This window comes from Neobacillus canaveralius (genome assembly GCF_047237705.1).
Lineage (GTDB): Bacteria > Bacillota > Bacilli > Bacillales > Cytobacillaceae > Neobacillus > Neobacillus niacini_K.
In genome coordinates this window covers 821,863-842,767 of the sequence record NZ_JBDFLL010000001.1, presented here as the reverse complement: position 1 = coordinate 842,767, position 20,905 = coordinate 821,863, and the positions used below count along the sequence as shown (strand labels likewise).

Here is a 20,905-nt window from a genome sequence, read left to right as displayed (position 1 = left end):
TTCTGTCTGCTCCAAACGAGCCACCTTCCTAACTTAAAGAGATTTTAGAATAAGAGAGAGCTGAGAAAAATTAGAATACTCAGCTCTTTCGTTTTCTAAAAATCTATTTTTTTATTTCATTTTCTAGTTGTTCCTCTGCATCCTTTAATCCAGACTCTACTGATTTGTTTTCGAGTAAAATTGCTGCCTGTGCATTACTCGTTAAACTGCTTGCTTTTGCAAAGTTTTCGTTCAAGTTAATCTGTGGCACTTGATCAACAATATCAGCAAACTTTTTGAAAATGGGACTATTATTAAAGTACTCGTTATTCGCAGTAAATATTGGAGTGCTATACGTTTCCTTTAAGGATGGGAAAAGCCCATACTTTTCAAATCCTAACAATTGGGATTCTGGATCTGTTGTAAAGAATTCCACAAAGGCATAGGCAGCAGATTGATTTTTGCTTGATGAAGGAATCAACACAGATGATCCCCCTACATTCGCATATCTGGTGCCGCCACTTTCAAAGCTCGGCAGATAGAATACATCCCATTTTCCTTTTAAATCTGGCGCTTGATCCATGATAGTTCCTGCATACCAAACACCATAAGGAATGGTAGCAACACTACCATTTACTGTTGCCGTTACAATCCCATCCCATCCTTTATTGTTTAGGACCAAGTCCTCTTCATGAAGCTTTTTGATGACTTCCATGGCTCGGATCGCTTCCTTGGATTGCAGGGTGATTTTGTCGTCCTTATCAAAATAAGAAAGTCCTTGCTGCTGCATCATCATTTGGAAAACACCATCATAGTTCGGTATATCTATCGGCAATAACTGCGCACCAGTAGCTTCTTTAATCTTCTTCCCTGCTGCAATATAGTCATCCCATGTTTGAATGGTATTTGGATCAATATTTGCCTTTTCAAAGAAATCTACTCGGTAGAACATTCCAGCAGGACCAATATCCCATGGGGCCGCGATGAAATCCCCGTCTTTATTCTGAACAGCAGCGACCTTAGCTGGATTGAAAGAATCTTTATATTGGTCATACCCAAGCTTGTTCAAATTTACAAATCCTTCGGGAAATTGGTGTAAGTATCCAGGAATTCGTTCATCCTCCATTAACACAACATCCGGTAATCCTGAACCCCGTGCTGCCAGACCAACTGTTAATTTATCGTATAAATCGGAGCTATTAAAATCCTCTACCTTCACGTCTACATCAGGATACTTCTTCTGAAATCCCTCAACTGCAGCTTCCATCGTTGCTGCAGCGACATCCCATCCCCATACCGTGATTGTCCCGGCAGGATTTTTTGAATCCCCCGTTTTCTCTTCATCCCCTGCAGTATTATTAGAACAGGCGGACAGCATGAGCAAAATCATTACTAGCATAATCGACATGTACTTTTTCATTTTTTAACCCCCTCTTTTTAAAAAATGCACTATTACTATTTCACTAGATTATGTGCTTCTGTTTTTTTCAAATAAGTTCTCCAAGTGATACACCATTTCTCTGGATCATCCAAATAATCTTGCTCGTCAATTTTGTGTATTGTACTATTATGCGGGGCAGTTTTGATGATTTCTGGGATTTCATATGCTTCCTTGGATATTTGCTCTAGTGCATTGATATATTCATCTAAATCCTCTTTTGAATAAGACTCTGTTGGCTCAAGGGTAAACGGTTGTTTCACGATATAAGGATGGTGGCTAGTCCAGTAATGGAGACCGAAATCAGTCATTCTTAACTGAATATCCTCTGTAGTTACTCCCGTTTCTTTTGTTAACTGCTCCCAGCTATAACGGACCTGCTCAAGGCGGTGTCCTTTGACATATGGTGCACCCGCGCCGCGAATCGCTAAAACCTTGTGATACATATAGTTATTGTTTAACACGGCAGTTTTCGCCACTTCTTTAAGTCCGCTCGCTCCGAGTGCGCGAATCCAAGCATAGGCGCGCAATACCGTTTGAGCTACGCCATGGAAGGAACGAACCTTTCCAATTGAATGCTCTAGATCGTATTGGAGTGAATATTTCCCTTCCTGATATTGAACAATTGGGGCTGGCAAGAACTCTTTCAGTTCTGCTGTCACACCGAGCGCACCCGTTGCTGGTCCGCCGCACATATGCGGGGCAGCAAAGGTTTTGTGAAGATTAAAGAAACACATATCAAAGCCCGCTTCTTTTGCTCTTGTGATTCCTAAAAGGCCATTCGCATTCGCCTGGTCGTAAAAGCAAAGACCGCCTGCTTGGTGGACAATATCTGTAAACTCTTTTATTTTTGGATTAAAAATGCCTGTATCCTCAGGGTTTGCTACAACAAATCCTGCTGTTCGCTCAGACACTGCCGCTTTTAACTTTTCAATATCAGGAAAGCCATTCTCATCCGGATGCAAGGTAATAATTTTATAGCCTTTAACGGCTGCTGTTGCTGCCTGTGATGGGTGAGAGAAAATCGTCGTAATGATTTCATTCCGCTGATCTCCTTCGCCCTTTTGTTCATGGTATTTTCTTACGATGGATGCCATCGCAAACAGTGCTTGCGTTCCACTGCTGGGCTGGAAGGAGAAATAATCCATTCCCGAGATTTCTCTCATACATAAGTCCAGCTTGTAGAAAATCTCAAGCATTCCTTGAACGGTATCTTCACTCTGTAATGGATGAAGCTCCATCATTTTTGGATCACGAACTAATAATTCGTTTATTTTTGGAATGTACTTCATCGTACAGGTTCCTTGGCCGATTTCTACATTAAAATCCGAACCAAGTGTTTCTTGGGAAAGCCTCAAGTAATGTCGTAATACCCGCGCTTGACCAACTTCAGGGAGATTGGGCTTACTTGTTCTCTGCATTGCTGCTGGAATGGCCGATGTTCCATCTCCTACAGCTAATGTGATTTTTTCGTTTACTGGCGGCAGCTCCACACCCTTTTCCCCTGGCTGATGGAGTTCAAAAATAATCGGTTCATTCCATTTTGCTTGATGAAAATCCCGTGTCTTGCTTGTGCGTTGAATCCTTTTCATGTCTGAATGCTCCTCTCTTCTTTCGGTTATTACGCTAAAATATCCTTAATCGCTTGGACTAACTGGTCAATATCCTCTTTCGTATGAACCTCGGTTACACAAAATAATGCTGATTGGCCAAACTCAGGGAACTCAAGTGAGAGGTCCTTTCCACCAAAAATCTTCTTTTCTAAAAGCCTTTGATTAATTTGTTCAACTGAACAGCCGGTTTGATTAAAATCGACGATAAACTCTTTAAAAAATGATGAATGTATCCGTGACCCTGTTACACCGGCAATTTGATTTAATTCTTGAGCAGCATACTGGCTATTCTGCATAATGGTTTGGCCTACTTCCTGCATACCATTTGGACCAAGTAAGGCTAAATAAACTCCTGCTGTAATGCCCCATAATGCGGTCTGCGTTCCAACGGATTCTTTTCCTTTTTCCCTTTGAGCAAATGAGGTCCGTTCATATGCCACATCTCCAAAGCCGTATTCCCCTGCTTTCACCGTAGGGACAATACCAAACAATCGGGATGGGTACTCATTGACCACTTTCACATCATTATGCGAGGCAATGAAACCAGCCTGGCCGCCGCTGTAATTCATATGCATACCAAGTGGCTGCAGGTCTCCACAAACAATATCAGCTCCATAATGACTTGGTGGTGCCAGTACGCCAAGAGAGATCGGGTCGACTCCAACTACCATTAGTGTTTCGTTTTCCTTTAATAGATTAGAAATCTCTGTTCCCTGTGCCTCAATAAATCCTAGGTAGGATGGATTTTCAAAATAAAGGGCTGCAACATCTTCTGTTAATTTTTCTCGTAAGTCTTCTAAGTCCATTGCCCCTGATTTCGTATCAAATTGAACAAATTCAAATTCTAATGCCGGCGTTCCGTAGTTGATGATAATTTTGCTTCGTTCGGGTGCAACGGTTTTGGCTAGTAAGACTTTCTTCCTCCCGGTGATACGGGCTGCCATTCTAATCGATGTTGCTGCCGCCTGCCCCCAGTCAAAGGTTGGAACATTTACAACATCCATATCTACTAATTCAGCTAGTAAACTTTGATACTCGAAAAGTGCCTGAAAACGTCCATGGTCCTCGTACGGTTCCCCCGCATAGGCCGTTAAAAATTCTGAACGCTGATTAATTTCATCACAAACTGCGGGGATAAAGTGCTGCCAGCAGCCAGCTCCTAGGAAATTCAAATATTCCTTTGCACTTGTATTCTTATTTAGAATTCCTTCAATATGGCGTCTAAGCTGGTACTCCGTTAAGGATGGCGGCAGTTTTAGATCTCCTTTAAGCTGTAGCTCCTCTGGGATGCCTGAGTATAGTTCCATAATGGATTCAGCGCCAATTACCTTCAGCATTTCTGCTTGTACTTCTGGCACCATATTCGGTATATAAGGGTGTACCTTTTGTGTCATGAAAATTACCTCCTTGTAGTTTGAAGTGATAAATAGTTAATTCCCAATATTACAAAAAATCAGGCTAAACCGCCTCCATCAATAATAAGGTCAGTACCTGTTACCCATTCTGACAAGTCGCTTGCAAGGAATAATACTCCTTTGGCAATATCCCTTGGCGTTCCAAGTCTTTCTAATGGCCGGCCTTTAGCAGAAGATACTAAAAAATCATCCTCTTTCAACTGTAATTGCTTCGCTTCATCCCGTAATAACGGAGTATCGGTGTCACCTGGACAAATACAGTTCACACGAATATTTTGCGGTCCATGGTCAATGGCCATTGCCTTAGTTAAATTCACGACTCCAGCTTTGGCCGCACAATAAGCAGCTGCCTGGTCTCCACCTTTTATCCCCCATCCAGAGCCGGTATTAATGATACTTCCTCCGCCGCCACTAGCCATAAGAGGAATTAAATATTTAGAAAGGAGATAAATTCCTTTTAAGGAGACATCTATGACTAAATCCCAATCCGACTCTTCCAAATCAACAACTGTTTTTCTTCTGATAACACCAGCATTGTTAAAAAGGACATCGATGGTACCGTATTTTTTTTCGATATGATCTCTTACGGCGATACAATCGTTTCCATTACTTACATCACATTGTAAGAATTCCGCCCTATATTCTTTCCTCTGTAACTCAGCCACGGCCTTTTGACCGTTTTCTTGATTAATATCTACCATAATCACCTTAGCGCCAACTTCAGCTAAAAGTGTTGCAGCAGCTAGCCCAATCCCTGATGCCCCACCTGTTACAACACACACCTTATCCTCTAAACCGAAATAATCTTGAGTTATCATCTTAATACCTCCTGATAAAAATTGATTTGATCTATAGTAGAAAATCTCTAAACCCTTTTTTACTGCCCCATATATTTCTCTGAATCTATAACGGCATTGTTCAATAATTCTTTCGCATCCTGTTCCAGCATGATGGCATTTATTGCTGACGATAAATTTCGATTGATTTCATCCCAATTCTTAGTCAGCAGATACGCTGGTGTAGCATTAGATCTTTCTAGCATTTTGTAGAATGGCCCAAGTAATGGGTCCTGATCTGTTTTCAACTCTTTCACCATGCTGATACGGACAGGTAAATCAGCTGTTCTCATTTTTATTGCTTCTGGGGAGGAGAAAAATTTCACAAATTCCCATGCTAGATCTTTATTTTTTGAATCCTTTGCAATCGAAATCGCTGAAGAAGAAATAATACCTCTTACTGGTTTTCCTTTAAATGCAGGCATTTCAACTGTTCCAAAGTTTACCTTAGCTTTTTTAAACTCTTCCAATGGCCAAATTCCGCTTTCCCACATGGCAATCTTGCCTGTTTTAAAAAACTCTTCACCACTCTGTTGATTTTTACCGCCAACAAGCACTGCGCTTTTTTCCTTGACCATGTCTGCAAACATTTTGATTGATTCAATGGTTTCTGGGCTATTCATATAGCTATCGATTTTCTTTCCATCGTCACTAATGAAGCTTAAGCCATTACTCCAAACAATGCCTTGGAGGTCATACGTATCTGGTTCTGGTCTTACTCCGAATCCATACTGATTGATAGCAGGATTAGATAATTGCTTTGCCACACTTTTAAAGTCATCCCATGTCCAGCCATCCTTTGGGTAGGGGACACCCGCAGCATCAAATAAATCCTTGTTATAATAGACCACTCTTGTTGTAAAACCGGCTGGCATACCATACAGTTTTCGATACATAGTCGAATAGTTAAAGAGACCCTGGTAAAAATCATTCAAGTCGATTGTGGGATCTTTTTTAATAAAATTCTCAAGTGGTTCAAGTGATTGAAAATAGGCTGGATAATTCCACATATACATGACATCTGGAGGGTTTTTTGCACCAAATGCAGCAGCCAGCTTTTGATCAAATTCATCTCCATAGGCCTCCATTTGCACCTTTATAAATGGATGTTTTTCTTCAAATTTTTTAGCAATTGTTTCTTGAATTTTTAGTGCTTCGCCTGAATCCCAGGTTGCAAAACGAAGAACTATTCTTTCGTTATTTTCTTTCCTTGTTTGATTAGCCCCGCTGTTAGATTGATGGTCTAAGCAGGCAGCCATAACAAATACTAAAATGAGTGTCAGAAAAGTCATCCAGAATTTCTTCATCACTAGCTCCTCTTTTTCCTTTCAAGATATCAGAAACCGCTTTCATTATAACTCGAATGAAAGCGGTCTAGAACTTACTATCATCTTATTCTTTTTGTACTATTGTTCGAATTTTCTCAAAGCGATGCATGATAGGGAATTTTGTTAGCTTTCATTCTGCTTTTTGTCCTGTCGATATTCTGAAGGTGTCGTACCCATACATTTTTTAAACCATTTGCTAAAATATTTTCCATCCTGAATGCCTATTTTTTCACCAATATTTTGTAAAGGAAGCGAAGTATTTTCAAGAAGTTCACACGCAGCTTTGACTTTCAGCTTTTCTATAAAGGTAATAAAGCTTTCTCCAACTGTCTTTTTAAACATGGTGCTAAAATGACTCCTGCTTAAGCCCACTTCATTGGCAATATAGCTTGATGAAAAAGATTGATCTAAATCTTGGATCATGATTTGAACAGCCTTATGAATGGGGAATGGCCAATCCTCCATCGAAACCTTAAATTGTTTACCAAATTTGAACCTGCGAAAAAGATTTGTCACTCCATCCATCCATTCATTCATTCCTCGATTTGGACCGTGATCCTTCCAACGAATAGAGGATTCCATACTTCTAGCCTCAACTAGAAGATGTTCAAAATCTGCTTTTGACTTTTCCTTGATAAAAATAAAGGCTTGATCATGCCCGCAAGGAATCAAAGCAAATTGCTTTTCCCCAAAAGACAGTTTCTTCTGAAAAAACTCGCTGCTATTTAGTCCGGTAATTAAATAAATAAAATAAGGATTCTCCATCCAATTCCACTCATTGGAAAACAGCTCCTCCACTAGCTTGGGAAAGGAATTTTCAAAGTCACATAACCATTCATAGAATTCCTTTGCTAGATAGGATGAATCATAGGAATTTTGGATATTGGTTTGATTAATTTCATTTTCAATGCGTCCAAGGTATTCTTCAAATTGGTGGTCACTAAAGGCTGTTTTCAAAATATAACCAGAAGCACCAATATTCATCCCCTCCTGTGCAAAAGTGAAGTCTCGATGGCAGCTTAATAATAATATTTTGGTAGTTGGGGAACTCTGTTTTATGTTTCTAGCAAGCTCAATTCCATTCATTTCAGGCATGACAATATCGGTTATGACTACATCGGGGCAATGCTGCTGAAAGAGCTCCCAAGCTTTTTGTCCATTAGGTGCATCAGCAATTACCTCCATGCCAAATTTCTCCCAATCTACCGTTGCGATTAATCCTTTTCTAACAATGAGTTCATCATCTGCAATTAATACCTTTATCATCAACGTTATCTCCTTTTCGGCCATTTAATGCTAAAGATTGTTTTTACACCCACAACTGATTCGATTGATAAGCCGTACTCATTTCCAAAGTGAAGCCTTATTCGTTGGTCGACATTATAAACACCAATTCCCCTCCCATTTCCACCATGATGATTCGGGTTGAGAAGCTTTTCAATGGATTCTTCATTCATACCTTTGCCGTTATCAGCTAAGGTAAGTTCTAGATATTCAGGTTTAACGGTCACCACTAGTTCAATACTTCCTTCGCCATCTTCAAATGCATGGAAAAAGATATTTTCAAACAATGGCTGGAGAGTCATCCTAGGGATTAAATAGTCCAAGCATTCCGAATGAATATTCTCTATATATTCAAATGTTTGGCCATAACGTATCTCTTGAACCTTCAAATAATGTTTGATCGTCTGGAGTTCCTTTTTTAACGGAATTAACTCATCAGCAAAATTTAAATTTTCATGCAGAACCTCTGTTAAATGGTAGATCATCTCTTGAACTTCCTTTGCTCCTAAGATCCTTGCCTTCCATTGGATCGAGTTTAAGGTATTAAATAATAAATGAGGGTTTATTTGATAATGAAAAGCCCTTAATTCTGCTTGTCTTTTTAAACGTTCAGTCATGCTATTTTTCTCGATTAATTCCTTAATTTGATTGACCATAACATTAAAGCTTTGAGATAAAATTCCTAATTCATCATTAGAAGTAACGGTTATCTGTGTGTCTAAGTTTCCTTCACTGACTCTCTTCATCGAGTAATTTAGACTTTTAATTCCCTTCGTAAGCGGAACAGAAAATATGAAAGCGAGCAAGGATACAAGGATGATGGAAAATAAAATAGCCGCTATCGTATAACGTAATATCACATTTGATGATTGATAATAATACTCTTGAGGTATGCGAACATGGATATCCCATCCATAGGCATCAAAGTGGTTGTTCCAGATAATATCTGTTGTCAATTCCTTCGGAGCATTTTTTGTCTTATAGACCACCTGGTTCTTACCATTTTTAAGAGTGATAGAAGCGTAAAGATCATTTTCTAGAAAACCAATATAAGAGAACAGCTCCTCCGCATTTGTTTCAACTAACAGTTTACTTCCTTTCAATACCCCAAAATCACTTTCAATTGGAAAAACAAGTCCGATAATTTTTTCATCTTTTTTACCAGTGTAATAATGGTCAGAATTATAAAACCCTATCCAGAGATCTCCTTCTTTTAAGCTATTAATCTCTTTCCAAAATGGCTTTTGAAAGAGATTATGTATATCCAAGCGACTATTTCCATAATAATAACCTGTATTGGTAATTAAATAGATTCCCTTTGTGTCATACGTTTTATGTGCCTCTATATATCTTTCAAAGTTTTTGATTCCAATAAACCCTGTATACGTTCTCGGGATTTCTTCCTGTAAGATGACCAAGGTTGGATCCGATAAATACTGATTAATATCTTTCGAAACGACATACATTTGCTCAAATATATTTTCGATTTGTTTATCGAGTTGAGAAACAGCAAATTGCTCATATTCATTAAATTGTTTATTCACAATTTCAGAAGACTTTCCATAGGATAGGAATCCAAATAACAGTAATGGAAACAGGGCAACTATGAGGAAAAACAGCACCATTTTTGTACGAATGCTTCGAAAAGAACAGTTTTTTATTTTAGTTGCAAGTTTTTTCAAAGTTTTCTCCACCTTGTAAAACAAAATGTGGACATAAAAAAGAGGAGTGTCCCGGCACCCCAATATAGCATTATTTCTTTTGAGGTACGGAAGCACTTTCTCTTACAATTAACTTCGTATTTATGGTGATTTTTTTACTGACTTCCCTTTTTGAGGAGAGCCTTTCTACCAGTAAGTCAACAGCAGTTTCACCCATGATTTCTGTATAGAGTTTAACCGTCGTTAAAGGCGGAACCATATATTGGGCTGTAGCGACATCATTAAAACCAACAATGCTTAGTTCATCAGGAATTTTGACCCCTAGTTCATAAGCAGCTTTATAGCAGCCGACTGCAATCGTGTCATTCGCAACAAAAACAGCCGTCGGCTTAGGCTCAGATCCTAACATTTCTCTTAGATTGGTATAACCATCCTTCGGATCATATCCACCAATTTTCACTAATTCTTCTTTAAAAATACCTTTTTCTTTTAAATAATTTTCAAAAACATCCTGTCGTAAATCTTTAAATCGATTCCCATACATATCTGTTTCTACTCCACCAATAAAGCCAATATTTTCATGACCTAGTTCAGTTAAGTAGTTTAGAGCATTTCTGGTGGCAGAATTGAAATCAATCACAACGGAATCATAATAATACTCGTCTGGATTGGAATCAACAAAGACACAAGGTTTATGAAAACTTTTAATTTTTTCAATATCCTTTTTTTTGAAGGTCCCAAGGCATAAGATTCCATCAATTTTTTTAAGATTCTCCTCATTGCCTTCCTTGTCAATTCTGAAAAAGTCAATGCCTTTACTTTTCAGTTTTTTTTCCAAGGCGACCCTTATGGACAAGTAATAGGTATCTACTAATTCTTCTTCGAGTGAGAAAGAATCGTATAACCCTATTCTCCATTTACTCTTTTGCTTCTTCTTCGGAATTACCACATAGGCTAACTCCTCAGCCGCTTCAAACACTCTTTTTCTCGTTTCTGGTGAGACATTTAATGTTTCATCATAATTTAATACTCTTGATACGGTAGTGATTGAAACATTAGCTAAGTTGGCTATATCTTTTATAGTGGCCATTATTTCTCCCTACCTACTTGTTTTTTTATCTTGCTATTCCTATTCAATTAGGTTAATTCCTTTAGTTTATTCTTTTTTAAAAAAGGCATTTTTGTTTCTGAAATGATGATGGCAGTTAGAATAAGAATGGCACCAATCACCATTTTAATGGTCATAGCTTCATCCAAAATCGCAACGGAAAATACCATTCCCCAAAACGATTCTGTGGAAAGAATAATCGCAGCTTTTGTTTCTGTTATCATTTTTTGAGCAACGGTTTGCAATAGATACGCGATCGTTGTTGAAAAAATCCCCAGGTAAAGCAGTGAGAACATTCCTTCCTTTTCAAAAACAAAGGAAGTTTCTCCCTTGAAAAGAACAACGATCATTCCGATTATCGCGGCTGTCATCATTTGAATAAGCGTTAATGAGACAGGGTCTGAATCTTTTACATATTTTGCAGTAAAGAATATATGGAATGCAAATCCAAAAGCACAGCCTAGTGTCAGTAAATCCCCAATGTTGATTTCAGCAGAGAGTTTAAGTGATAATATGCCGACGCCAACCATAGCCAAAATAGCACCCATTAGTTCATACATATCAATTTTCCGTTTATATATAACAAATGCAATAAAAGGAACAATCACGACATTCACAGCCGTTAAGAAGGCATTTTTTGAAGGTGTCGTAAATTGAAGTCCTACTGTTTGAAGTGCAAAGGCCAAATATAAAAAGATCCCTAGTACAGCCCCTTTTATCATAGTACTTTTATTAATATTTTTCAGCTTTTTATGGAAAATTACGGTTAAAACAATGGCCCCTATTAAAAATCTCCCTGCTAAAATTTGATAGGGTGTAAAGTACTCCAAGGAGATGCTACTTGCAACAAATCCGCTTCCCCATATAATCGCTGTAATCGTAAGAGCGATTTCTCCCATATATTTTTGCATTTAATCCCCCCTAAGCTGATCTTCTAACAGCAGCAGAAATACACTTGATGTCCATGTGAAGGATGTATCCACTAACCCTTTTCCAGTAAGCGGATCGAAGTTTTCAGCCATCCCGCCTATAAGCGTAAGGTCTAAAAACTTATCTCTGAGACGATTTCCAACCTCTTTGTAGCCATTTTTCTTTAATGCATGGATAAACAGGTAAGTAACTGGCGCCCAGATAGGACCGAGCCAATACCCATTTTCCCGATAATAGTTACTTGTTACACTCTCAGTAGCGAGACCAAATTTCGTTTCAAAATTGATTTCAAGGTCTGACACCAAGCTATCCATAATGGTTTTATCAAAGCGATAACCGATCAATACTGGCAGTCTTAAAATTAAACTGCTTCTAATCGCGATTTTCTCACTATTTTTGCCCACTCGCCCATAAAAGCCATCACCATCATAAAGTCGCTCAAGTAATAGGTTAAATAAAGAGTCTGCTTGCTTCTTAAATCTCCCTGCCGCATCGACTTCTCCCAGAATTTCTGCAAAGGAGGAGAGGATATCAAAAGAACGAATTAAAAAACTAGCAAGGTCTGGTGCTTCCACGGGCATCCCCGCATGAAAGAGGGAAGCATTATCCCATCCAGAATCATTCCCATGTTTATAGTGTGGCAGTCTGCCATGAAAAGTACGATAATTTTCATAATAGGTCATGACTTTTTTTGTAGACTCATACACATTTCTTAACCGTTGTTCGTCCTTAAAGTAATCATTTCGCTCCATTAACTGTTCATAGACATAGGCAAAAATAGGCGGCTTTATACAATTGTACGAAATAAATTTGTCATTCACAAAATCCGAATAAGCGCCCGACTCATCTTGTGTGTCCATGAAAATCTTTAATTGAGCATAGGCGATTTCTGGATACCTTTCTCCTAAGTTCAATGCGTTAAAGCAGTTATCCCACGACCAAATATTATACATCCACAGCTTAGACATATACATTGCATAATCCTTAAGGACTCCATCCGGATGTACGACGCTTGACCATGTAATATAAGAAGCCTTCTCCAAGGAGAGGTGATAGTCAGTTTGATCATAGCCCTTTCTCATAGAATCAAACCACTGTTTGTAAAGCATATCGACTTGTTCTTTTCCTTGGCTAAAAGGGAGGTATTTCTTTTTATGATAAACGGTTCGATAGCTTTCGATTACGAAATGTCCATTTTTCAAGCGCATATCAATATAATCATTTCCGATAATATTCCATGGTGCATCAATAGACATATCACCATTTAGATTCATGATCATTAATTTTAATTCCTTAGGATAGATGTGGTATTCGTACATTCCATCTTCCAATTCCATTAAAGAATCATATTTTCCCTTTGTCGCTCGCAGCCTAAGTTCTACATCCTGTACTTCAATATGGAGTTCATCTTCTTCGGGTATGATGATTTCTGCAACACACTCCGGTTGGTCATTAATATAGAAGGAAGTGGAAATCTCCGAAGCACGTACTACGTAATCCATTTCAACTCCATCTTTTAATAGATCCACTTGAAAAAGCTTGGATGGCGCGTCATCACCGCCGTGAACGTCCCTTATATATACAGCCTCTGAATCCTTTTCTTGCGAGATGCAAAAATAGGATCCAAATCTGGAAAATGGTATCTCTTTAATGTCTAATTTCATCCTATTTCTCCTTGAATTATGATAGTCTACAGCTTTATCATTTCAAATAAGCAGGGTTTCCCCTGCCTTTGAAATTTTATCTAGCTCTAAAACATTTACTCTCTTCTACTAAATCATCTTTAGGAATGCTCCTAATTTCCAGACTGATTTCAAAGTCTTCAATTCCTACTCGATAGGATGGAAGTTGTTCCTCCCCACAGCTATTACTGCCAAGACCGCTTTGTCGATAATCGATGGTTAACACATGGAATGGCGATTTTTTAATTTCACCTCGGTGCGTTGCTTCTTCTAAGGCACTTGTTTCATAGTCATGAATGGTAAAATCCCTAATCTCTTTAAAGTTAAAGAGGATGGATTGATTCCCCTTCGTTACAGCTAAGAAAGAAGTATCACATCTTGAACCATTTTCCTGTGGATAAACATAATCCGTGTGCATTTCCTCTACGCTTTTATGATAAAGGCCAATACTTTGGCTTCTCTTACTATCTTGATAACTTTCAGAATCGCCTCTGCCATACCATGTCACATCATTATAATCTTTGTTTACATGCAACGTAATCCCTATTCTTGGCAGCATTTCAGGTATTTCTTTTCCTCTAATAACTTTACTGCCTTTCAATTGGAGATTTAATACCCCACTTTGAGTGATTCGATACTGGTAAAACAATTCAAAGCCCCATGCTTGATTCACGCTGGATAAATATTTTATGATTTCAATATCTACATAGCCTTCGTTCACTTGATAAGAGAAGGACGATAGTTGTTCCTTTGCATTTTTCAGGAAGTACTTATTGATCCAATCGTTTTTCTTATACATATCATTATCAATGGCAGCTCTCCAGAGGGTAAGCTCAGGCCCCTTCTGAATAATCTCTTCTCCATTTAGTTGGTAGGAAACGAGAATTCCATGAAGTTTTGAGAAAACAGTTTTAAACGTATCATTTTCAAGAATAAGTTGTGTTCGATTCTCTTCAATAGAGATGTTTTCATGATTGAATTGGTTTTCTGGCAGTACGATTTTCTTCACCTCTGTTGCTTCAAGCAAGAAACTCTCACTAGTGATAAGATGACCTTCACTTGCATAATTCGTACTATTTGGTTCAGAATAACTTAATTTAATACGGACATTATCGTAATTTAGGGCTTCTGCAAGATTAATTGGCAGCGTCAATTCCATTTCTTCCTGTGCGTTAATAGATGGAAGATTAATATTCTTTTCTTCTATTAAACGAGTGAAGGATTCTACCTTAATGTTCACCTGAATTCCTTCTAGGTTTCTAAAATCATACCTGTTTCTTATTCTAATCTTGAGCTGAGTTAGGTCAAACGCCTCAGTCACAATCGGTTCAATAACCTTCTTGTACTCAATCAGTCCAGGTGATGGTGTCCGGTCTGGGAATACAAGTCCATCAATGCAGAAATTTCCATTTGTAGGGAAATCTCCGTAATTCCCACCGTATAAGTAGTAAGTATTTCCATTTTTATCTAAACGTTCGATGCCATGGTCATACCATTCCCATACGAATCCACCCTGTAATCGTGGATACTTCCTCATCACTTCTTGATATTCTGTCAGCCCGCCAGGTCCATTTCCCATTGCATGGCCATATTCACATAAGATATGCGGCTTTTTGCCTTCGGAATCTTGCCCAATTTCTTCAAGTGCCTTTAATCTCGTGTACATCGTGGTATACATGTCACTATAAGCAGCATGACGATCTCCTTCATAATGGACCAATCTAGTAGAATCAATTTCTTTTATTGCTTGGTACATTGCTGTGAAGTTTCTACCCTGACCAGATTCATTGCCCAAGGACCAAATAATGACGCTTGGATGATTTCGGTCTCTTTTCACCATTCTAACGGCACGATCTACATACTGCTTTTCCCATAGTTCATTATCACTGATCCAGTTATAATTTCCCGTGTTTTCAAAGCCATGGCACTCTAGATCTGCTTCATCAATGACATAAAGTCCATATTCATCACAGAGATCATAAAAAGCATCATTATTAGGATAATGGGCGGTTCTTACAGCATTTATATTATGCTTCTTCATTAAGATGACATCCTGAAGCATATCTTCATAGGTTACGGTTCTGCCCATTCTCGGATTAAAATCATGTCGATTTACACCATTAAAGAAGATTCTCTTTCCGTTTACTCTCATTTCATTATCAATAATATCGATTGATCTTACACCAAATCTGAGCGGAACAATTTCCTTTTCTCCATCTGTTAAATGATACTCCAAAACAGCGATATAGAGATTTGGTTCCTCCGCATTCCATAATAATGGATCAATCATTTTTCTTAACACTTGGAATTCACCATTAGCCACTTCAACTGGGAAGGAATCTACCAAATTCTCTCCCTGAAAAAGCTTCACATTTACTGACTGAATTTCACTCGTGAGAAACTTCCCGGTTACTTTTAGCGTAAAATCTTTAAAATCTTCATCCGGTAATGTTTCAACGTACACATCTTGAAGCGTATCTTTATTCACTCTATAGAGTTCCACACTTCTAAAAATCCCTGAAAGCCACCACATATCCTGGTCTTCTAAGTAGGTTCCATCTGAAAACTGGTAAACTCTAACTGTAAATCTATTTTTTCCATTACGGAGGTACTCAGTAACATCAAACTCTGATGGCATTCTAGAGCCTTTACTATAGCCTGCATGATGACCATTCACATAGAGATCAAAGGCTGAATCCACACCGTTAAATTTAACAATGATTTTTTCTTGTTCATTTATTTCTTCTATATAAACTTCTTTGAAATAAATGCCTGTCGGATTAACCTGAGGCACAAATGGCGGATTTATCGGAAATGGGTATAACACATCTGTATAATGCATATTTCCATATCCCTGTAATTGCCAGCAAGACGGCACCGCGATATCATCTAAATCCGCAATATCGAATTCTTCTGTTTCAAAGGTAACTGGTGAAAATTCAGGAGCTTCCAAGAACAGAAACTTCCACTCACCATCAAGTGACGTATATCCCTTACTATTTTCTTTATTAAATTGTAATGCCTCATCGAATGCACGGTATCTGTAAAAATCAGTATGTGCCGGAAGCCTGTTTAGTGCCGTAAGATGGATATTTTCCCATCTCTTCATTTCACGTTGCATGTTCTCTTCCTCCGAACTTTATTACTTGATTGAGCCGCTTATTCCTTCAACAATATATTTCTGCGCAAAGGCAAAAACGATGACTGGCGGAATGATCATAACAAGCGTCATCGCCATAATTGGAATAATTTGAAGCTCATGTACACCTTGGAATGATGCCAAACCAAGTGCCATCGTATATTTAGATTGATCATTCAAATAAATAAGTGGTCCTAAGTAGTCATTCCAAACTAAAATAATATTTAATACAGCAATTAAGGTTAAAGGAGCCTTCATGATTGGCAGGAAAATTTTATAAAAGATTTGAAATTCATTTGCTCCATCAATTCTCGCTGCATTTTCTAAATCCTTAGGAATATTCATTAAAAACTGCCTTAGTAAAAAGATATTGTACGCTGAGCCAAAGAAGGCAGGGATGATTAATGGTTTTAATGTATTGATCCAACCAAACATGTTAAATTCCATATAAAGTGGAATCATCGTAACATCCCAAGGAATCATCATGGTGGATAGTAGCAGGATAAAGAGAATATTTTTAAATTTAAAGTCATACCTAGCAAAGCCGTACGCAACTAAGGAACAGGATATAATCTGACCGATTGTCGTCAACACGGTAACAATCATTGAATTCTTAAAATACGTCCCAAAGGGCTGGCTATTCCAGGCATCCATAAAATTACTAAATAGCGGTACATCAGGTACAAATTTAGGTGGAAAGCTAAATACTTCTGCTTCTGATTTAAGTGCCGTAATTAAAGCCCATATAAACGGAAATAGGAAATAAAGAGAAAAGAGGACAAGAATGCTATAAACAATGATTTTATGTTTTCGGGTTATCTTCATTTTCTTTTCCTTCCTTTTCTTTCCTTTTTCACTTCAGCCTCATAAAATACCCATGCAGAGGATGACTTAAAGATGATCATCGTCAATATCAGGATGATGATAAACATAAACCAAGCATTTGCACTCGCATAACCGAGTTCATGATGCTTAAAGGCATTGTTGTAAACAAATAGTCCGTAGAAATAGGTCGATTTTAATGGTCCGCCACCTGTTAATAGCAGCACTAACGTTAATTGCTGTAATGCGGCGATGACAGAAGTGATGACATTAAATAGGATGGTTGGTGTAATGGTAGGAATCGTAATACTAACAAACTGCCTGATGGGACCTGCTCCATCAATGGATGCAGCTTCATACATTTCATGTGGAATTCCTTTTATATCCGTGTAGAAAATTAACATCATCGTACCAACGCCCCATGCACTTGCAATCACAATGGTAACGATTGCCCACTTAGGATCAATTAGCCAGTTTGGTCCTTCAATACCAAGTAAAGATAATATATAATTTAAAACTCCATACTCAGAGTTAAACATCCAACCCCATATAATCGACACCGCCACACCGGATACAACGGCCGGTAAATAGAAGATGGTCCTAAAGATCTTAATTCCTTTGATTGGCTGCGTAATAAGCAGTGCGAGCACTAAAGCAACAAAGAGGTTTAATGGAACAAATATTAATGCGAACTTCAAGGTGATGGCAAGCGAATCATAAAATTGGGGATCAGCCGTAAACATCTTCTTAAAGTTATCAAGTCCAATGAACTTCGCTTCGCCAGCAATTGGCCAATCAAATAGACTCATGATTAACGAAAAAACTAAAGGGCCTAAAGTAAAAACAATAAAGCCGATGATCCAAGGTAAAATAAATAAAAAGGGCACTCTTTTACGGACTAATGTGAATTTTTTTGGTTTGTTCTTTTTAGTAAACATACTTTTCCCTCTAATGGTTTGACCTTTATAGAATATGAAATCCAGTTTCGTTTAAATTTTTTAAAAATGAGAATATATCATGCTGCCATGATATATTCTCATTCAGATCAATGGACAATCTTACTTAGCTACACTATTTAAAGCTTCTTTAGGATCAACACGTGTACTTGGATTAAAGATTTGTTCAAAGACTAAACTTAAATCATCTGACAACTTACTCCAGTCCTCTGTTACAAACGATGTTGGTGTATACCCTTCACTTTGTTCCAGCATGTTGTAAAAGACCTTCTTTATTGGATCTTCTTGCAGCTTTTCTGATTCAACTACGCTTTTTAATACTGGAAGTTCAAAGGAGAGTCGTGCTTTATTTGCTTGTTCCCCTGTCCAAAACTCCATAAATTTAAATGCCGCTTCTTTATGCTTAGAATCCTTTGACATCGCAATACCAGAAGAACTAACAATACTTGCACTTGGCTTATCTCCAAATGATGGAATTTCAACCACACCATAGTTAATACCAGCTTCCTTAAATGCGGACAGATACCAAGCGCCGTTAATAAGCATACCTACTCTGCCTGTTTTCATCTCGGTATCACCGTAGCCTTCAGTGGTAATCGCGATACTGTCTTCCAACATATTTTGGAACATTGTAAACGTTTCAATTGACTTTTTGGAATTCAAGTTTCCATCTAATTTGCCTTTGCTGTCTACATAAGAAGCACCATTGCCCCATAAATACATTTCAAAATCATAGGGGTCCGGTTGACCTGGGAAAGCAAATCCAGTAATCTTCTTTTCTTTATCTGTTAGCTTCTTAGCTGCTTGCTGTAAATCTTCCCATGTCCAGCCAGCTTTTGGATATTCAAGTCCTGCTGCATCAAATAAATCTTTATTATAGTAAACAACATGCGTAGTATAACCCACTGGAAGACCGTAAATATCCTCTCCAACAGAGTTATAGTTCCATAATGCTTCATAGAAATTACTCTTGTATTCTTCCCCTCTATCTTTTATATAAGAATCAAGCGGTTCTAAAGCATCTTTATATTGAGGGTAATTCCACATATACATGATATCTGGAGCATCCTTAGCCCCAATACCAGCAGTTATTTTCGTGTCATAATCGCCGCCGTACGCTTCCAAAACTACTTCTATATCACTATTTTCAGCATTGAATTGATCAATTAACCCTTGTTGCAGCTCGACATCATCACCTACATCCCAAGTTGCAAACCTTAACTTAACTTTTCCATCCTCAGCTTTATCCCCGTTTGTATCGGAAGAGCTGCAAGCAGATAAAAGCAATGTTGCTACAATAGTAAAAAGAAAAAACAATTTCAATTTCTTTGGTACGTTCATTCTATCCCTCCTAGTAGTTTATAGGATTATTATAATTACAGTTTTACTAAAAGTAAATGCTTTCATTATAAATTTTACTAAAAATATTTTTATATATTTATAATTAACAAACGCTTTAGTCCGGTAGAATTATACTATATTATCTTAGTAAAATATGATTAACCCCAGGAGTTTTGATAGAATCCTTTGGAATATTAGGTAAAATAATCCATTACCTACCTATAATCTCAATAAAGAAACTACCAATCAATTTTAGTAAAAATTGATATTATAAAGGAGAGTTTTACCTAACACCAAAATACCTGGGAAGAGATATCCCACATTTTTACTAAACGAGCGCAAAATAAAAAAGGCAATTTCAGTTAGAACTGAAAATCACCTTTTAAAATCCTTTACCCAGAGGTTTGCCGTTCTATCTTAAAACATCTTTAAAACTTCTCTCAAAGCAAACGAGTGGTATGCCTCTTTTTTCGTGATAATGCCAAGTCTCCACGGTAATGTTGGCTCAGCTAGTGGAACAATTTGAACGTTTGGGTTATTTTGCTTGCTGTAAATAGACCTTGGCAGTAGTGTTATGCCAAACTCGGAAGAAACAAGTTCTAATATTAAATCCCACTGTGAACTCTGATAAGAGACCTCTGGAATAAAACCTGCCTCCATACAAACATTTTTTATATAGTCATGTAATGTAAACTCATCTGAAAACAGAATAAACTTCTCTTCCTTTAATTCGCTGATATCAACGGTACTCCGCATTGCCAGTGGGTGCTTTTTATGTACATAAAGAACAAACTCATCGGTGATAAAGGGCTGAACATTAAACTTTGATGTATCTGCTGGGAGTACGATAATACCGAGGTCGACTTGTCCGTTTTCAACCAGCTGACCGATAAGTTTTGCACCGCGTTCCACTAAGTGCAGGGAAACGTTAGGGTATTTCCCCTGAATCCGTGTAGCTATATTTGGAAAAAACAAAGTTCCAATCAGCGGTGGAATCCCTATTCTGATTTCACCTGAAACGACATTCTTTAAGTCATCAAGCAGGATGGTGATTTCATTCAAGGACTCCAATGCTTTTTGTGCTTGCTCATATACAATTTGTCCAGCGTCAGTTAACCGTAAATGGCGGGTTGAGCGGTCGAACAATTCTACCTCCAATTCCTCTTCTAGCTTTTTCACCGCCTTACTGAAAGAAGGCTGTGATAGATAGGAATTTGCCGCCGCTTTTGTAAAACTTTGATGAATGACCACTTCAATAAATGATTTCAAATCACGAAGTTCCAAGTTAGCTCCTCCATTTATTCCAGATATTCATACTATTTATTCTTTTTATGTATTTTACTTATAAATAAACTGCCTGTAAACTATTAGGT

At 37.9% G+C, this 20,905-nt stretch carries 15 protein-coding genes; all 15 read right to left on the bottom strand.

Annotated features, from left to right (window positions below; genetic code table 11):
• Window positions 1-103 precede the first annotated feature (103 nt).
• Window positions 104-1,399: an ABC transporter substrate-binding protein gene (locus ABC255_RS04090; RefSeq protein WP_412991520.1), complete on the bottom strand. Its 1,296-nt coding sequence runs from the start codon at window positions 1,397-1,399 to the stop codon at window positions 104-106.
• Between the two features lie 35 nt (window positions 1,400-1,434).
• Window positions 1,435-3,009 (bottom strand): aminomethyl-transferring glycine dehydrogenase subunit GcvPB, encoded by a 1,575-nt coding sequence (gene gcvPB, locus ABC255_RS04085; protein ID WP_412991518.1) that lies wholly within the window; start codon window positions 3,007-3,009, stop codon window positions 1,435-1,437.
• 29 nt (window positions 3,010-3,038) lie between these two features.
• On the bottom strand, window positions 3,039-4,424 hold the full coding sequence (gcvPA, locus tag ABC255_RS04080; protein ID WP_412991516.1) for an aminomethyl-transferring glycine dehydrogenase subunit GcvPA: 1,386 nt from the start codon (window positions 4,422-4,424) through the stop codon (window positions 3,039-3,041).
• 59 nt (window positions 4,425-4,483) lie between these two features.
• A complete protein-coding gene (locus ABC255_RS04075; protein ID WP_412991514.1) occupies window positions 4,484-5,263 on the bottom strand; it encodes an SDR family NAD(P)-dependent oxidoreductase in 780 nt (259 codons plus the stop codon).
• 59 nt (window positions 5,264-5,322) lie between these two features.
• Window positions 5,323-6,588 (bottom strand): ABC transporter substrate-binding protein, encoded by a 1,266-nt coding sequence (locus tag ABC255_RS04070; protein WP_412991512.1) that lies wholly within the window; start codon window positions 6,586-6,588, stop codon window positions 5,323-5,325.
• Between the two features lie 144 nt (window positions 6,589-6,732).
• On the bottom strand, window positions 6,733-7,875 hold the full coding sequence (locus tag ABC255_RS04065; protein ID WP_412991510.1) for a response regulator transcription factor: 1,143 nt from the start codon (window positions 7,873-7,875) through the stop codon (window positions 6,733-6,735).
• A gap of 5 nt (window positions 7,876-7,880) precedes the next feature.
• Window positions 7,881-9,575 (bottom strand): sensor histidine kinase, encoded by a 1,695-nt coding sequence (locus ABC255_RS04060; protein WP_412991508.1) that lies wholly within the window; start codon window positions 9,573-9,575, stop codon window positions 7,881-7,883.
• Between the two features lie 70 nt (window positions 9,576-9,645).
• On the bottom strand, window positions 9,646-10,644 hold the full coding sequence (locus tag ABC255_RS04055; protein WP_412991506.1) for a LacI family DNA-binding transcriptional regulator: 999 nt from the start codon (window positions 10,642-10,644) through the stop codon (window positions 9,646-9,648).
• A gap of 47 nt (window positions 10,645-10,691) precedes the next feature.
• A complete protein-coding gene (locus ABC255_RS04050; RefSeq protein WP_412991504.1) occupies window positions 10,692-11,573 on the bottom strand; it encodes a DMT family transporter in 882 nt (293 codons plus the stop codon).
• Window positions 11,574-13,256 carry an amylo-alpha-1,6-glucosidase gene (locus ABC255_RS04045; protein WP_412991502.1) on the bottom strand — a complete coding sequence of 561 codons (1,683 nt, stop codon included), beginning with the start codon at window positions 13,254-13,256 and terminating at the stop codon, window positions 11,574-11,576.
• Between the two features lie 76 nt (window positions 13,257-13,332).
• Window positions 13,333-16,395, bottom strand: a complete 3,063-nt coding sequence (locus ABC255_RS04040) for a glycoside hydrolase family 2 TIM barrel-domain containing protein (RefSeq protein ID WP_412991500.1) — start codon at window positions 16,393-16,395, stop codon at window positions 13,333-13,335.
• Between the two features lie 21 nt (window positions 16,396-16,416).
• Window positions 16,417-17,238, bottom strand: coding sequence for a carbohydrate ABC transporter permease (locus ABC255_RS04035; RefSeq protein WP_335461860.1), 822 nt, complete (start codon window positions 17,236-17,238; stop codon window positions 16,417-16,419).
• Window positions 17,235-18,173, bottom strand: coding sequence for a carbohydrate ABC transporter permease (locus tag ABC255_RS04030; RefSeq protein WP_412991498.1), 939 nt, complete (start codon window positions 18,171-18,173; stop codon window positions 17,235-17,237). Before ABC255_RS04030 ends, ABC255_RS04035 begins: the two co-directional genes overlap by 4 nt.
• Before the next feature lie 120 nt (window positions 18,174-18,293).
• Window positions 18,294-19,532 (bottom strand): ABC transporter substrate-binding protein, encoded by a 1,239-nt coding sequence (locus ABC255_RS04025; protein WP_412991496.1) that lies wholly within the window; start codon window positions 19,530-19,532, stop codon window positions 18,294-18,296.
• A 417-nt stretch (window positions 19,533-19,949) separates the two neighbouring features.
• Window positions 19,950-20,816: a LysR family transcriptional regulator gene (locus ABC255_RS04020; RefSeq protein WP_412991494.1), complete on the bottom strand. Its 867-nt coding sequence runs from the start codon at window positions 20,814-20,816 to the stop codon at window positions 19,950-19,952.
• Window positions 20,817-20,905: the final 89 nt, after the last annotated feature.